Source organism: Bacteroidota bacterium (assembly GCA_030706745.1).
In the GTDB taxonomy this organism is placed as follows: Bacteria; Bacteroidota; Ignavibacteria; order Palsa-1295; family Palsa-1295; genus PALSA-1295.
The window spans coordinates 272,226-287,163 of the sequence record JAUZNX010000001.1; the positions used below are offsets into that span (position 1 = coordinate 272,226).

The window sequence follows — 14,938 nt, forward strand, 5'->3', positions numbered from 1 at the left end:
AGCGTGCTCCTAATTGATGAAACGACCAACAAATTTACGCAACTCCGCCGTTCAATCCGCGGATACTGAAATCTTCATGGCAGATACCGCGCCAAAGCAACCCGCCGAACGCCTTCCAAAACCGGAACGCGGAGCCCGATTGGAGCTCCGGACCGAATCGTTGGCCTTTGAAGGAAAGGCCGTAGCACGGCGGCCTGAGGATGGATATGTGGTTTTCATCGAAGGCGCTCTTGGCCAGGAGCGCGTTGTGGCCGAAATCCTGAAGGCCAAAGGGAATTTCGCCGAAGCGAAGCTCATCGACATTCTCGAACCCTCCGCGGACCGTCGCGCTCCCATCTGTCCATACTTCGGCACGTGCGGCGGCTGCGCATTGCAGCACATGACGTACCCGGCCCAGCGCTCGGCAAAGCGCGAACAGGTCCGCGATCTCTTCCGAAAGATTGGCAAGATTGATGAGCCGCCGGTCCGTGAAGCGATCGCGGCGGAATCGGAATTTTATTACCGTAACAAGATGGAGTTCTCGTTTTCGGATGAACGATGGCTCTCCGATGAAGAGATCGCAAGCGGCGATGTAGTCGACCGGTTCGCGCTCGGACTTCACGTCCGCAACCGATTCGATCGTGTGATCGATACCGAAGTCTGCTTTCTGCCGAAAACAGTCGCGGTAGATGTGATGAATTTTACGCGGCAATTTGCCAGAGAGCATCGCATCGGAGTCTTTGACCCGGACTTCGGAACGAGCAAAGAGGAATCGCTCGCTGGAAGTACTCCCGATTCTGCGATTCTTATCCCGAGTTTTCTGAGATTTTTGGTAGTAAAGACAAGCTATTCGACTGGCGAAGTCATGGTCAATCTCGTCACTAGCCGCGACGATGCCAGCATCATGGAGACCTATACCCGTGAGTTGCTCGCAGCAGCGCCATCCGTGACGACAGTAGTAAATAACGTGAACATGCGGCGCGCGCAAGTCGCGGTAGGAGATTTCGAGAAGGTCTATCACGGTTCAGGTTCGATCACCGACCGCATTGGCCGCGCCACGTTCCGCATTTCCGCCAACAGCTTCTTCCAGGCCAATACCGCGCAGGCGGAGCGGCTCTATGCCGTTGCAGCGGAGTTTGCAGATCTCCATGCGGATGATACACTCTGGGACTTATACTGCGGAACCGGCACGATCTCGCTGTTCGTCGCCGATCGAGTAAAGAGCGTCCTGGGCATCGAACTGGTGCAAAGCGCCATTGCGGACGCCGAATCGAATGCACAGGCAAATGGGATCGCGAATGTCCAGTTTGTCGCAAGCGATTTGCGGAAGGCCCTGACAACGCCGGAATTCCTATCGGATCATCCCCGACCGAGCGTGATGATCATCGATCCGCCCCGAAGCGGGATGCACCCCGATGTCATCCGCGAAATTCTTCGGCTTCAGCCGGAGCGGATCGCATACGTGAGCTGCAATCCTGCCACGCAAGCGCGCGATGTCCAATTACTCGCTGAAGGCTACGATCTACTCGATCTCCAGCCCGTCGATATGTTTCCGCAGACGTTCCACATCGAGTGCGTGGCTAAGCTACGGCGAAATTCATAAGGGCATCGAAAGACGAAGCTTGTAGGGTACCCTGGTTGCGCGCTTTTGGAGGGGCTGCCGCGCCATCGCAGCCATCCCGCGATTTTGGAACGTGAGTGACACCTGCTGAGTTGTGGCGCCTCACAATCTTTGGACGTGAGGGTGAGTGAATTACCACGACCAGGGAGGATGAACGAGCGTCCCGGATGCCCGATCATCCAAATGCATTCGGAGAGGTGGCAGAGTGGTCGAATGCGGCGGTCTCGAAAACCGTTATACCTTCGGGTATCGAGAGTTCGAATCTCTCCCTCTCCGCACGTAACGTGTCTTGGCATCCTCCTTCGGGGGTTGGTGCCGGTTATCGCCTTGTGTCGCATCGCCTGTTATCACAATGGAACAACTTCCCGTTGCCGTTCTTGGATCGGTTTCGATTGCCGTGGCCGTTATTTTGGCTCTCGTTGGTCTTGCGCTCTTCCACCACTTCACCAAAGCGGAGGACCTTCGCGCCTCGCACGATGTCACCGGATTCGTCTATGCCGTCGTCGGCGTGATCTATGCGGTAATCCTTGCCTTTGTCGTCGTCGTGGTCTGGGAGCAGTTCAACGATGCCGAGACTTACAGTGAAACCGAGGCCGGCCACATTGGCGATCTTCGCCGGCTCGCGCAGGCGTTTCCCGATTCCGTGCAGGCCCGGCTGGAAGGACTCACGATGGATTACGTGCGCTCCGTCGTCGATCGTGAATGGATCACCATGCAGCATGGCAAGGAGGACTCCGCGACTTACCGGAAAATGGTCGCAATGTGGCAGGCGTACCGCTCGTTCCGACCCAGACCCGAGGATGAGCCCTATTATCAAGAATCGCTTCGACAGATGAGCGCGTTCAACGATGCACGACGCGAGCGCATTCTTTCGAGTCGCGCGAAGGTGCCGAAAATCATGTGGGTCCTTCTAATTGGCGGCGGTGTGATCGTAGTCGGATTCACATTCCTCTTTTGGCCACCAAAAACCTGGCCCCAGTATGTCACCGTCGCGCTTCTGACGGCCACGATCACGATGACGTTAGTTTTGATCCTCTCTCTGGATCATGCTTTCGCAGGCGATGTCAAAGTGCATCCCGACGCATTTCAATATCTGATCGATCAAGCGAACGTCCGTTAGTTGGCGTTCATCGTGTGGGCCCATCATGAGGTCCCGGCGTAACTTCCGCAGCCGGCATCCGTTTGCACCGATACCCATTATTTTCTCAATTCATCATGAAGCATCTCATTTGGGTCTTCCTATCCTCGTTTCTCGCTACGTCCTCGTTCGCTCAGCAGGTGGACAATCGACAGTCGGTCGCGCTCACTGTTTATAATAACGATCTCGGTGTCGTGCGCGATGTTCGGCGATTCGATCTCAAGCAAGGCACCGGTGAAGTCCGCATGACGGATGTGCCAAGCCGCATCGATCCGACCACAGTGAAGATCACCGATCTTGCACATCCGAAGGATGTCGATGCCATCGAGCAGAACTACGAGTATGATCTCATCAGTCAGGATAAACTGCTCGAGAAGTATATCGACAAGACGATCACCCTGACATCCACAGCGGGCAAGAGACTAACCGGCACGCTGCTCGCCGTCGAGACCGGCAAGCTGATGATCATGACCGATTCCGGCATCATCTCGCTCTCGGGACTCACAGGCTACACACTGAACATGCCGCAACTTGGAGGACTCTACACCAAGCCGTCACTCGTTTGGCAAATGCACGCTGCTCGCACGATGACCGGCGAGCCGCTCGAAGTGATGTATCAGACTGGCGGCATTTCATGGCATGCCGAATACATCGCGGCGCTTGCTGACGATGATAGATCAGTCGATCTCACCGGATGGGTCTCGATTGACAATAAAAGCGGCATGTCGTATCCCGATGCGAAACTCAAACTCGTGGCCGGCGCGATAAACCGCGTGCAGCCTCCTCCCATCTCATTCCATGGTTCGCGAGGAACCGCAAATGCGATCACAATGAACGATGTTCAATTTCAGGAGCATGGTATGTTCGAGTATCACGTCTACGATCTCGGAAGGCAGACCACAATCGGCAACAATGAGGTAAAACAAATTTCACTACTGAGCGCGGATAAGGTTGCAGTTGAGAAGCAGTACACATACGAAGGCGGCAAGTCCGTTGCAGTTACGATTGCGCTGCAAAACTCGGAAGCCAATCATCTGGGAATGCCAATTCCAATGGGGACCGTCCGCGTGATGAAACGCGACAAAGATGGATCGCTCGAATTCGTTGGCGAAGATCACATCGAGCACACACCACGAGACGAAAAGATCACGCTCCACGTCGGGAATGCGTTCGATCTGACCGGCGAACGGACGGTCACAAATCAGCAAAGCTTAGGACCGAACGCTAACGAAGAGACGGTCGAGATTACGCTGAAGAACCACAAGGATGAACCGGTGACGATCGACGCCATCGAAAATCTCGGTACGAACTGGGAGATCGCACAGTCATCCATGAGTTACGAGAAGAGAGATGCATATCATATTGTCTTCCATGTGCCAGTGAACTCACATGGCGAGGAGAAGATCACTTACACGGTGCGGCACCGATGGTAACCGGAGGATTGTGGCGCGGACTTTGAAGCGATTGCCGGAGCATTAATGCTCCAGCAATATGAAAAAACAATCCATCAATCTTAGCTCATTTCTCTTACTCATCCTTACGCTCGCCGCGTGCACGCTGATTGCTTGCGGCACATCGCAAACCGCTTCCACACCACCGAGCTGGGCTCCGCTCTATACCGATGGTGCCTATGCGCCGTATTATTACTTTCCGGACTACGGGATATATTATGATGCCGCAGCTCAGCAGTATTACTACTTGAACAACGGCTCATATGTCCCGAACCCCGCGCCGCCATACAATGTGGACCTTGACCATTCCTATGTCGTTATGCTCAATCGCAATACGTCACGGCCGTGGATGAATCATGAGTATTACGAAAGGAATTACCCGGCGCACGCATACGATCGGTATGGCCAGATCGTCACGCAAAATCGGATCATACAGACTGTTCCTCCAGATCACGTAATCACGCCCCGTGCATATAACGAGAACAACGACAGGGTATTATTCGAAGAGCGCGACCGGGCCGCCGCAAACGCACGAGAGGCACGCGTTGCAACGCATGAGGTACCGATGCGGACAATTGCCCCGAACATGCCGCCCGAAGCAAGAAACTATAAATACGGCGGTGCGCAAAAGGGGAGATAATAATGGATAGTTGATAGTTGATAGTGGGCAGCGCACTTTCCACTATCCACTATCAACTAATTAGAGTAGAGCACCATCTTACCTACAAAGGTACCATGGTGCTGGGTCTCGATCGTATAGAAGTATGCACCGCTCGGGGCGATCGCGCCATCGCTGGCGTGGCCATCCCAGAAGGCAGAGTTCGTGCCCGCCTGCTGTGCGAGATTATTGACCTGGACGCCATTCGGATCGACTGCGTAACTCACGAATTTGCCGAGTGAGTTGTAGACCTTGACGGAGATCTGATCGCCTTCGGTCGTCTCATCATACGGTAATTCATAGTCGATCCGCGTCGCGAGTGCCGGCTGGACAACCGGTGTATTATCCTGTCCGAATGGTTGGAAAGAACTCGCGATTTGTCCGGACGGTGTGCCGATCAGCAGCGGGTTCGGATAGTTTTGATACACGATCATCTGGTTGCCGCCCCAGTGAACTTCGATATGATTCGAGAAATGGAGCGAGCCATCAAGATCGAGCTGTTTGAGTTGATATAGATATGTGCCCGGCTGCTTCATCGTATCCGTAGGAGCAACATAATCGATTCTTGAATTCGAGTTGCCACTGATCGCCTTCGACGCGACGTATGAAATATCTTCGAACGGAGCACCGTTGAAGGACCGCTGAACATAGAACCCGGCATCGCCGCGCTCGCTATCGGTAAACCACTTCAGGACCGTGCCCGATTGCGTCTTCAAGTAGGAGAGGGAGCCTAATTCGATGGGCAGCGAGTTTGTGCTGCCTTCCCAGATACCCCGGCCAAACGTCGCAACACGAATCGTTGTCTTGTTCGCCTGCACCTCTACGTCATAACACGGGACGAGGCCCAATCCCGAGCCGGCCACCGACCACGTATTTCCGGAGTCGATCGTGTAGTAAATGCCGTTGTCGGTTCCAGCATACCAAATACGAACCGGATCGACAGAGTCGAGAGCCACACAGTTAATTCCAACAGCAGGGAGCGTGTGTCCCGTCGAGCCATTGCGCGCTATCCAATGTGCACCATTATCAGTGGAAGACATGACGTGATTCGCAGCACCGGTATAGAAGCTTGCCAGTACAAAATTCGGATCGTGACCGGTCGTCACAATCGATGACACCCAGGATGATGGGATGTTGCTCGATCTCGATACCCACGATGTCCCGGCATCGGTTGAAAATTCGATCTGCCCGAAGCTGCCGACATACATATTGCCCGCCGGAGTCGCGGAAAGACCGATTGCATGGATATTGTTCGAGAACGATGTGGTCGACGTCATTCCCCATGTCGTGCCATCATCGGTCGAGCGCCACAAATGCTGCCGGCCAGCATAGAAAACATGATAAGCCGGCGTAGATCCAAACGCCGCAATGGACTGCTTGAACGGCGTATTCCAGTCCGCATTGTCATTGAAGTAGCTTGTGCCGATCTGGGTGAAGTTATTTCCCGAGCTATTGGAGCGATAGAGATCGCCATTCGGAAGCTCGGCATAATATGGATATGATAGACTAATCGAATTCACGATCGGCTGGAGCCCATCACCACCGACAAGCAGTGTGGGAGTTTGCGTCCCCTGGATTTTCCACGTCCCCTGATCTTGTGCGCCACCCAATGTGGTCACCGCATTAGCTGTTAGGATGTCAAGCCCGATATGATAGAAGCGCCCGGTCACCATTTGGTTGGAGCGATACTCCCACGATCCCGGATATCCTGCTGTAGTCGACCAATACAAACCACCATCACAGCCATCATAGACGATGGTTGGGTCCAGCGGATTGAATGCGATCGTGTGGTGATCGACGTGCGAGTAGGCCCAATTCCAGTTGTTGTCGCTATAGTCCTGCCATCCCGCGCCGTCATTAAAATTGACCCACCCTTCGACGCCTCCGATGAATATTGTGTCCGAGCCCGTCGTGCCATTGGAATACGGCGTGACTCCCATCATGCAATCGTACCAGCCCTGTGGCGCCTGATTTCCCGCGCCGTGAAAGACTGTGGTAGGAATCGCGATCGGGCTCCAAGTCAGACCGTTATCCACCGAGCGAAAGAGCGAGCGCCGGCCACCGGAAATGGTATCGCCGGCGGGGTTCGCCATAAATACAAAAATGCGTCGCGGATCACCTTTCGATGCGGCCAGAACGCACCGGCCAACGGTATCGCCACGCGGAAACTGGGAGGGATACTTGGCCCACGTCACACCATCATCGATCGATTTGTAGATTCCGCACTCCGTGGAGTTACCGCCAACGTTATTTCCTTCCGCGAAATAGAGATAGGGTGTTCCGCCGACGACTGTGGCCAGGACATCCCAGACGACACCCGCCGAATTACCTGATGTCGGAAACACTTTCGACCAGGTCACACCCGAATCCGAAGAACGATACAGACCTCGGAAACCGCTGTATTCTGCAGCAAAAATCACATTACTGCGGACTGGATCGACGAGGACTTTTACCACCGTCGCATTAAGCGTCGTCGCACCAATATGCGTCCACGTTCCACCGCCGTCGGTCGATTTATAAAGGCCCGTGCCGGTCAATTCATCGATGGCCGCATATCCATTACCGGTACCGACATAGAGCGTATTGGGATTCTTCGGATCGATTGCGATGGAAGCGATGGCGAGACTTGGGATCGCATTGTCGGTCAGAGGGACCCAATGCCCACCCGCATCGGTCGATTTCCACACACCGCCGCTCGTCGCGCCCGCATACATGATGTTCGGATTGCTCGGGTTAATCGCGATTGCTGTTACGCAACCGGCTGAGAACACTCCATTGGCAGAAGAACCGATAAGACCGATATTCCTCCATGCATCGGCAAGCGGCTTCATGGGCGCGCCAATACCGCTCGCTTTTTCCGCCACACTGGATTCCTGAAGATCTCTTTGCGACTGCTCGTAAGCCCGAACCCGCGCCTCGACATCGAACGTACCGTCAAGGCCGGCGCGGCGGGTCATCTCGTAAAGTCCGCGCGCGAATGGGGCCGACCGGCGGATCGATTCCGTCACATTCTGAAGCTCCTTGTAAAGACCCACAGGCGGCGGCAGATCTATCAGCTTCGAAAGGGTCTCCGGATCACCGGTTTCTTGCCTGGGCTGAGAATGCTCCTGTGCAAAAAGAACCGTTGGCGCGGAAAATAGCAGTAGAAATATTACAAATCGCAGCATGCTTTGAAATATGACAAATAAGGAAAGACCAATGACAACCTGCGCCGCGAATCGGTGCCCGAACTAACTGATCGTCATTTGCCATTTTGGCGATCCACGATCGCCAAGAGGTCCGTGATGTCGTGGAGATCGAAATCTGCGCCGTGCTCGATGACGCCGGTCACATCCCCATATCGGGCAAAGGCGGTCTGCATGCCGACGGCTTTGGCGCCGGCAATGTCGCGCTCGGCCCAATCGCCGACCATGAGGGCATCGGCGGGCACAGTCCCCACGCGCTCAAGCACTTTGAGAAATGGTTTGGCCGATGGCTTGCGCTCACCCGTCTCATCAAATGTGACAGCGACACCAAAGATATGATGAAACCCGATATGACAGAGTCGTAGCCATGCTTCGCGGCTGGGAGCGTCGGTGAGCACGGCGAGTTTGATACCCCGCTGCAGCAATTGCATAAGCGTGGCGGTCACATGCGGATACGGCTTGAGTGCTGCCTCGCGCGCGCGTCGATAGGCAATCACACCAGCAGCAAGAATCCGGTGATCGAGTTTCTGGAAGACCCCAAACAGGAGATCATCAAAGACTTGCTGGTACTCGATGCCGCGTTCTTTATAAATGGCATCGATCCGCTGACGGATGTCCGCACGTTCGAGATCGAGTCCGGCATCGAGCATGGCGTCAATGGCAGCCTCGATGGCCTGCCGTTTCATTGCCATAAAATCGACGAGCGTGTTATCGAGATCGAAAACGATAGACTTGATCATAGTGGGGAATGACGAATGACTATTGCTTCAACCATTTTTTGTCATGTGTCATTCGTTATTCCCTCAACTCGTTACTTCAAATGCGAGTCCATCAAATCCCAATTTGACATGCGGAGGCAGCTCCCGCTCGACCGCCTCGTGCAGAACATCGTGATTCATGTGGGTGAGATACGTAATGCGCGGCGCGATCCGTCCGGCCTGCAACACGGCTTCCTCAATGGAAAAGTGGGTCGGATGCGGCTTTGGCCGGAGGCCATCGAGGATGAGTGTATCCAAGCCCTCGAGCAGCGCGAAGGACGCCTCCGGAATCTCGCTGCAATCGGTGAGATACGCGAAGCCGCCAATGCGAAATCCAAGAATGGACATTCGGCCATGAATGAGAGGCACGGGAATAACACGTAGACCAAACACGTCGAATGGTTGCTCGTCGATGATTGTGAACCGGACTTCTGGAAGTCCGCCACCCAATTGCGTCGCGGCGCCGAAGGCGTAGTCAAAGGTCCGGCGAATATGGTTCGTGGTCACCTCGTCGGCATAGCAGGGCGGGGCTTTACGTCTTAAGAACTGGAACGCGCGAATATCGTCGAAGCCCGCGATATGGTCGTAGTGATTGTGGGTATAGAGAATTGCTTCGAGATGTGTTACGCCATGCGAAAGCATCTGCTGGCGAAAGTCGGCGCTGGTATCGATGAGGATGTTTTTGCCGTCGTGCTCGATAAGGACGCTTACACGGAGCCGTTTATCACGAGAGTCTTCTGAGCGGCACGTGCGGCAATCGCAGCCGATCATCGGTACACCCGTCGAGGTACCGGTGCCTAAGAGCGTGACCTTCATCCGAAACGACAAATGACGAATGACAAATGACACATGAATACGCGTTCGAGTCTCATACTAAGCTCCCAATATGTCATTCGTCATCAATTAGGCATTTTCCTTCATTTCCTTCGCGATCTCATCTTCAATCGCTTCTCGCAAAGCTGGGCGAATGAAGATAGTACCCAAACCATACTCCGAGAGTCCACGGGCAAGCGTCCGAATCTTTTTCGGCACGGTGGCGCGGCGATTAAGCACGAGCAGCCGCTCCTCGCGTAACAGGCAATAGCCGCCATCGAAATTGCCGTTTTCGAACCGCAACTTGATGCCGAGTTCGGCCGCGAGCGATTTCAATTCTTCGAATAATTCTTCGTGAGTCATTTATGGAAGCTGGATTACGCGCATGATGCCGGCGCCAACTACGGCTTCGCCGGAATTCGCCGATTGATTTACAAGATTTTGTCGGAAGGCGTTCATCGGAATTTCCACCAAATCGCAAAGCGCGAGACCGAATCCGGAGAATCAATGCGCGAATTCCGGCGCAACCATGGTTGCGTTGCCACCATCTGCATAATCGTGGTTCTATTCCCCCAAATAGCGGACCGGAATCGGCGTCTCGAGAATAGCACTGTCTGCAAGTTCGACTTTGAAGGCTCTGGCACCGGCAACGGAACTGACCGCTTCGGCAAATTTACCATCGATAAAGTGCAGCGCGGCGCCATCGTCGGCCGCGTATCCGGCCGGAAGGCCTTCCTGAATGAACTTGTGATACTGCGGCACTCGGTTTGGCTCGGTGTTGTAGTGTGGACAGTTGCTGCCGTTCACAAAACCGAGGCCATCATACAGGGGATCGAGATCGAGACTGAATGAATCGGTCACGCCACACTCGAACCAGCAGAGCGATCCGGCGCTGGTGCCGCACATCACGATGCCCCGTTCATATGCTTCGCGCAGGATCTTATCCACTCCATGGACACGCCAGATCGCGAGCATATTCGCGGTGTTGCCGCCACCGACATAAATAGCGTCCTGCGCGAGCAGGAAGGAGCGAAGATCCTTAATGGTGCGAGCAAACAACTCCAGATGAGTCGCTTCGCAAAGATCCGGAGAGTACCGAGCGTAGAACCCTTGGATATATGACTGCGGGTCTCCGCTGGCGGTCGGAAGAAAACAGGCTCGCGGTCGCGACTTGCCGGTCAGACCGAGTATGAATTTTGCGGATAGTTTATTGGTCGGATCGGCCTGTAGCGAATCGCCGCCGAACGCAACAACATTCTTGAGCCTGGATTTCACGGATTGATTTATCGGATTGATTCGAGAACAATTCTGCTTCTATGATTCAACGGATAGCCATAATCGGTTATTCCGAAAAATCAATCCGCGAAATCCCGTGCAACTATGGTTGCGCGGCCATCATCTGCGTAATCCAGGTTCAGCTTCTTATGAAAGGTAATATTCTCTGGGTCGACGATGAAATCGATCTTCTCAAGCCGCATATTTTGCTGCTCGAAGGTCGTGGCTACGCGGTGCACACTGCCATGAGCGGTGAGGATGCACTCGCCATGGCGCAGGCCGAGACGCCGGATCTCGTGTTCCTGGATGAGAACATGCCGGGCATGGGCGGACTCGAAACGCTCGAAGCGCTCAAAGCCCAGCATCCCGATTTGCCGGTAGTGATGGTCACGAAGTCCGAAGAAGAAGACCTGATGGAGCAGGCGATCGGCAAGAAGATTTCGGATTACCTGACGAAGCCGGTCAATCCGACGCAAGTCCTGATCGCTGTCAAAAAGTTTTTGGAAGGCCGGCAGATTGTCGGGGAAGCCGTCTCACGCGATTACACGCAAGAGTTCGCGCGGACGGCCGTCGAGATGATGAACGCTCGCAACGCCGCAGATTGGACGCAACTCTATGCGAAGCTCGTTGGATGGGAAATGGAGCTTGATGAACATGGCGGGTTGGGCCTCAAACAAACGCTGCTCGACCAAAAGCGCGAGATGAATTCCGAGTTCGGAAAGTTCGTCGAGCGACATTATCAGTCTTGGGTCAACACAATCTACGTCGAGTCCAATCGGGACGAGCGCCCGGCAATGTCACCCGACCTGATCGATCAGTGGGTATTGCCGCCGCTCCAATCCGAAGTCAAGCAAAACGTGGTGTTCTTCGTGATCGACTGCCTCCGGTTGGATCAGTGGATCATCATGGAAAACGAGCTGCGCAATCTGTTCAAGATTACGCGCGATTATCACTTTGGCATTCTGCCGAGTGCGACACCGTATGCGCGCAATGCGATCTTCTCCGGACTCTTCCCGTCCGAATTTGGCAAACTCTTCCCGCTAACATGGTCCTCGAGCGATGACGACGAGAACTCTCACAATCGCGATGAAGCGGCGATGCTCCAGAAGTTGCTCGAGCGCAAGCGGATCAAGCTGCGACAAGAGCCGAAGTATATCAAGATCATCGATCGCGAGTATGGCGCGGGCATTGCCGATAACATCACGCAACACGCCAAGAACCATCTGACCGCGATCGTCGTGAATTTCGTGGATATGCTCGCACATACTCGGAGCGACTCGCCAATCCTAAAGGAAATTGCGCCGGACGAAAGCGCATATCGCTCGCTGACGCGCTCGTGGTTTTTGCATTCGAGCTTATTCGACATGTTCAAGGCGCTCGCCACCGTGCCGAACCTCAAGATTATTGTTTCGACCGATCATGGCTCTATTCGCAGCCTGCGCGGCGCGAAAGTTCTGGGGGACCGCGAGACTTCTACCAGTCTTCGCTATAAATATGGCCGCAATGTGAAAGCCGAAGAGAAGCAAGCGATGATCATCAAGCGGCCGGAAGACTTCAAGCTGCCACACCGAGGCGCAGCATCGAACTATATTATCGCCAAGGAAGACTACTATTTCATCTATCCGACCGATTACCATAAGTACTTGAACTACTACCGCGACACCTTCCAGCACGGCGGCATCTCGATGGAGGAAATGATTTTGCCGGTGGTGACACTAGAAGGGAAATAGGACTTATTGGTCATCTCGGTCCAATGATTCAACCCCTAATGTCCAAGTCACCTGAAGATACCCTCGCGCTTGGCGAAGCCTTCGGCCGCGAGTTCGTCCGGGCTGGAGTCGTCGTGACGGTTCGCGGCGAGCTTGGCGCCGGAAAGACACACTTCATCAAAGGTATCGCCCGGTCGCTTGGGATCGATGAGCGCGACATCACGTCGCCGACATTTACCCTGGCCAATGAGTTTGAAGTCTCCGCAGCCGGAAATGCACAGACTGAAAGCTTACCGCGGCGAGCGCCACGCGTTCTTTTCCATTTGGATTGCTATCGCTTCGAGAAGCCGGAGGAATTGTTGGCACTGGGTGTCGAAGATTATCTGTATCCGAAAAATGCAGCAACGATCATCGAGTGGCCGGAGCGGATCGCGGGGCTGATACCTGCCGATGCCATGAATGTTACGATCGAAATCATAGGCGATACCGAACGGAATATCGCATGGTAGTCGTAGCCTTTAGGCCACGCGGACTGTTTCGCAATTCCTGCAAGTTTATTGGCAACCGAATCGCGTACCCTAAAGTGGACGACTGCTAATGATTCTCATCTTCGATACATCGTCTTCACATATCGCGATCGGCGTTGCCGATAATGCGGGCCATGTGCTTTGCGAATTCCATGCGGATGCCTCGGCAGATGAGCGCGGCATTCATGATGCTCGTTTGGCATCAGAAGTCGAGACGTTGTTGACCACAACCAGCACACCAGCAAGTGCAATCGAGCGCATTGGGCTTATCATCGGCCCTGGCAGCTTCACCGGCCTCCGGATCGGACTGTCCTTCGCGAAGGGCCTGGCGCTTGCCACAGGAGCCATCCTTGTGCCGCTGACTCAGCATGAAGTGATTGCAGCCGAAGGGATTCGTGATTCACCGATTGTGACGGCGAGCTACCGTGATGACTCGTTCTATTTCGCCAAGTCAACTTCGCCGCGCGATATTCGGCTTGTGTCTCGGGAGGAACTTCCATCACCCGTCGTACTACATTCGGCATTCATTTCCCTCGCGATCATGGCGCGCCTCACGGCCGAATCGGGTGAAACGATTCACGGCGAGGAAATGGATGCGCTGGAACCGCTCTATCTTACTGACTTCAAAACAGGGACCTGCTGAAGCAGGCCCCACATGTCCTTGGTTGGAATAGCTCTATTTGGCGGCAGTCCAATCGGGACGCTTGACTTTGTCGAGCACGATTGAGATCGAGCCGACAGCAATACTCATGTCAATGCGAACGGGAATCGCGGCGGCATCGTCGGAGATGTAAGCCGTGAACGCACCGTTGGCACCGAGCGGCGAGGAGGAGCCCATGTCCGCATTCCCTTGAAGGATACGCGTGCGTACTTCCTTATCATCGAGTGCGGCAACCTGCTCGTTGGAAAATTGATTGGTGAATTGCACTGTGACTGGTCGCGCCCCATCCTTGCCACGCAAATGGAAGAGGTACTTCTTGCCAGCCGCACCACTCCAGGCGCGCATATTGAAGAGCAATCCCAGCGCATCATCGAATGGATCGATCCCTGTTGTTACCTTATTCTTAATCTGATCGTCCGAATACGTCAGCGATTTCGCTTCGGGATCGTAGGTCATGTACTTATTGGTCTTCTCATCGCCGTTCTGCGAATGTTCCTCGAAACTTCGGAGCGTCAGATCGCGCGTATCGAATTGATCGGTCACCCCGGTCTTTGTATTGAGGAATGGCACGTCTGCCGTCCAAAATTGCATGTGAGCGGTGGCCTTTCCGTTGGCAATGGCCCCGGTCTGGACAACAAGCGTCCCCAGTTTGATAAAACCGTATTTCACATTGTAAACAAGCTGCTCTCCGGTTTGGAATGCATCCTTTCGGCCCGCCTGGGCGTGAGTGGCGGACGCGATTGAAAACATCGTCGCAATTGCGACCAGACCCATGAAGTACGATTTAATCTTTTTCATATTGACTCTCTACTATCGAATCGGAAATAACGTTTCAGCTTGCAAGAAGCGAAATCCGCTTACTTTATGCTTCACCAAATAGTACGCCGAACTCGCCTATAAGCTACGCATCCATGAATTGAATGATTCGAGAGTTCTAGTTCATGTGTGGAGACCCGCGAGCCCGATGCCCTCAAAACCCCCGAATTGCAATGGTTGAGCTATTCAGCGTGGTTGGAAACATTCCTAAGCCACATCCGCTACAATCAACCAGTGAATGAGAACTCATTTCTCATTCGCGCTCACCGTCAATAACTGCGGTTGCCGCGCTTGAATGCGCAGTTGCTCGTCGCCCCTGCCCCCTGGCGAGACTCAGCCCATGGCTC

The 14,938-nt window shown here is 54.2% G+C and carries 13 protein-coding genes and 1 tRNA gene; 8 read left to right on the plus strand and 6 right to left on the minus strand.

The genetic code is table 11. The features are described from left to right. Nucleotides 1-16: 16 nt before the first annotated feature. The 5 genes from rlmD (at nt 17) to Q8902_01275 (ending at nt 4,829) form a co-directional block, all read left to right on the plus strand. A complete protein-coding gene (rlmD, locus tag Q8902_01255) occupies nt 17-1,582 on the plus strand; it encodes a 23S rRNA (uracil(1939)-C(5))-methyltransferase RlmD (GenBank protein MDP4198182.1) in 1,566 nt (521 codons plus the stop codon). A gap of 209 nt (nt 1,583-1,791) precedes the next feature. Beyond that, a tRNA-Ser gene (locus Q8902_01260) sits at nt 1,792-1,876 on the plus strand. Nucleotides 1,877-1,952: 76 nt separating this feature from the next. Then, the gene (locus Q8902_01265; GenBank protein MDP4198183.1) at nt 1,953-2,720 is read left to right on the plus strand and encodes a DUF4239 domain-containing protein; all 768 of its coding nucleotides are present in this window, start codon (nt 1,953-1,955) and stop codon (nt 2,718-2,720) included. Between the two features lie 95 nt (nt 2,721-2,815). Next, the gene (locus Q8902_01270) at nt 2,816-4,171 is read left to right on the plus strand and encodes a DUF4139 domain-containing protein (protein MDP4198184.1); all 1,356 of its coding nucleotides are present in this window, start codon (nt 2,816-2,818) and stop codon (nt 4,169-4,171) included. 58 nt (nt 4,172-4,229) lie between these two features. Further along, entirely contained in the window at nt 4,230-4,829 is a 600-nt protein-coding gene (locus Q8902_01275; GenBank protein ID MDP4198185.1) for a hypothetical protein, read from the plus strand. A 56-nt stretch (nt 4,830-4,885) separates the two neighbouring features. Here Q8902_01275 and Q8902_01280 read toward each other — a convergent pair whose 3' ends face one another. The 5 genes from Q8902_01280 to Q8902_01300 all read right to left on the minus strand — a co-directional run bounded on the left by Q8902_01280 (nt 4,886) and on the right by Q8902_01300 (nt 10,878). Continuing rightward, entirely contained in the window at nt 4,886-8,014 is a 3,129-nt protein-coding gene (locus Q8902_01280) for a hypothetical protein (protein ID MDP4198186.1), read from the minus strand. Between the two features lie 74 nt (nt 8,015-8,088). Beyond that, a complete protein-coding gene (locus Q8902_01285) occupies nt 8,089-8,772 on the minus strand; it encodes an HAD-IA family hydrolase (protein MDP4198187.1) in 684 nt (227 codons plus the stop codon). Nucleotides 8,773-8,835: 63 nt separating this feature from the next. Further along, nucleotides 8,836-9,606, minus strand: coding sequence for an MBL fold metallo-hydrolase (locus Q8902_01290; GenBank protein MDP4198188.1), 771 nt, complete (start codon nt 9,604-9,606; stop codon nt 8,836-8,838). A gap of 87 nt (nt 9,607-9,693) precedes the next feature. Continuing rightward, nucleotides 9,694-9,966, minus strand: a complete 273-nt coding sequence (locus tag Q8902_01295) for a hypothetical protein (GenBank protein MDP4198189.1) — start codon at nt 9,964-9,966, stop codon at nt 9,694-9,696. Between the two features lie 201 nt (nt 9,967-10,167). Next, nucleotides 10,168-10,878, minus strand: a complete 711-nt coding sequence (locus Q8902_01300; GenBank protein ID MDP4198190.1) for a peptidase E — start codon at nt 10,876-10,878, stop codon at nt 10,168-10,170. A 149-nt stretch (nt 10,879-11,027) separates the two neighbouring features. Between Q8902_01300 and Q8902_01305 the strand changes: the two genes are divergently transcribed. From Q8902_01305 to tsaB, 3 genes are all read left to right on the plus strand, one after another. Then, entirely contained in the window at nt 11,028-12,608 is a 1,581-nt protein-coding gene (locus Q8902_01305; protein ID MDP4198191.1) for a bifunctional response regulator/alkaline phosphatase family protein, read from the plus strand. 38 nt (nt 12,609-12,646) lie between these two features. Beyond that, the gene (tsaE, locus tag Q8902_01310; GenBank protein MDP4198192.1) at nt 12,647-13,096 is read left to right on the plus strand and encodes a tRNA (adenosine(37)-N6)-threonylcarbamoyltransferase complex ATPase subunit type 1 TsaE; all 450 of its coding nucleotides are present in this window, start codon (nt 12,647-12,649) and stop codon (nt 13,094-13,096) included. An 88-nt stretch (nt 13,097-13,184) separates the two neighbouring features. Then, a complete protein-coding gene (tsaB, locus tag Q8902_01315; protein MDP4198193.1) occupies nt 13,185-13,757 on the plus strand; it encodes a tRNA (adenosine(37)-N6)-threonylcarbamoyltransferase complex dimerization subunit type 1 TsaB in 573 nt (190 codons plus the stop codon). Nucleotides 13,758-13,790: 33 nt separating this feature from the next. Here the strand turns inward: tsaB and Q8902_01320 are convergent, their stop codons facing one another. Then, nucleotides 13,791-14,573 carry a DUF3108 domain-containing protein gene (locus Q8902_01320; GenBank protein ID MDP4198194.1) on the minus strand — a complete coding sequence of 261 codons (783 nt, stop codon included), beginning with the start codon at nt 14,571-14,573 and terminating at the stop codon, nt 13,791-13,793. Nucleotides 14,574-14,938: the final 365 nt, after the last annotated feature.

Bases quoted from the DNA above. Each gene is read 5' to 3' on its own strand.
- Q8902_01270 (MDP4198184.1), top strand. From the start codon at position 2,816: ATGAAGCATCTCATTTGGGTCTTCCTATCCTCGTTTCTCGCTACGTCC.
- Q8902_01285 (MDP4198187.1), bottom strand. From the start codon at position 8,772: ATGATCAAGTCTATCGTTTTCGATCTCGATAACACGCTCGTCGATTTT.
- Q8902_01320 (MDP4198194.1), bottom strand. From the start codon at position 14,573: ATGAAAAAGATTAAATCGTACTTCATGGGTCTGGTCGCAATTGCGACG.
- tsaB (MDP4198193.1), top strand. From the start codon at position 13,185: ATGATTCTCATCTTCGATACATCGTCTTCACATATCGCGATCGGCGTT.
- Q8902_01290 (MDP4198188.1), bottom strand. From the start codon at position 9,606: ATGAAGGTCACGCTCTTAGGCACCGGTACCTCGACGGGTGTACCGATG.
- Q8902_01280 (MDP4198186.1), bottom strand. From the start codon at position 8,014: ATGCTGCGATTTGTAATATTTCTACTGCTATTTTCCGCGCCAACGGTT.
- tsaE (MDP4198192.1), top strand. From the start codon at position 12,647: ATGTCCAAGTCACCTGAAGATACCCTCGCGCTTGGCGAAGCCTTCGGC.
- Q8902_01295 (MDP4198189.1), bottom strand. From the start codon at position 9,966: ATGACTCACGAAGAATTATTCGAAGAATTGAAATCGCTCGCGGCCGAA.
- Q8902_01275 (MDP4198185.1), top strand. From the start codon at position 4,230: ATGAAAAAACAATCCATCAATCTTAGCTCATTTCTCTTACTCATCCTT.
- Q8902_01265 (MDP4198183.1), top strand. From the start codon at position 1,953: ATGGAACAACTTCCCGTTGCCGTTCTTGGATCGGTTTCGATTGCCGTG.
- rlmD (MDP4198182.1), top strand. From the start codon at position 17: ATGAAACGACCAACAAATTTACGCAACTCCGCCGTTCAATCCGCGGAT.
- Q8902_01305 (MDP4198191.1), top strand. From the start codon at position 11,028: ATGAAAGGTAATATTCTCTGGGTCGACGATGAAATCGATCTTCTCAAG.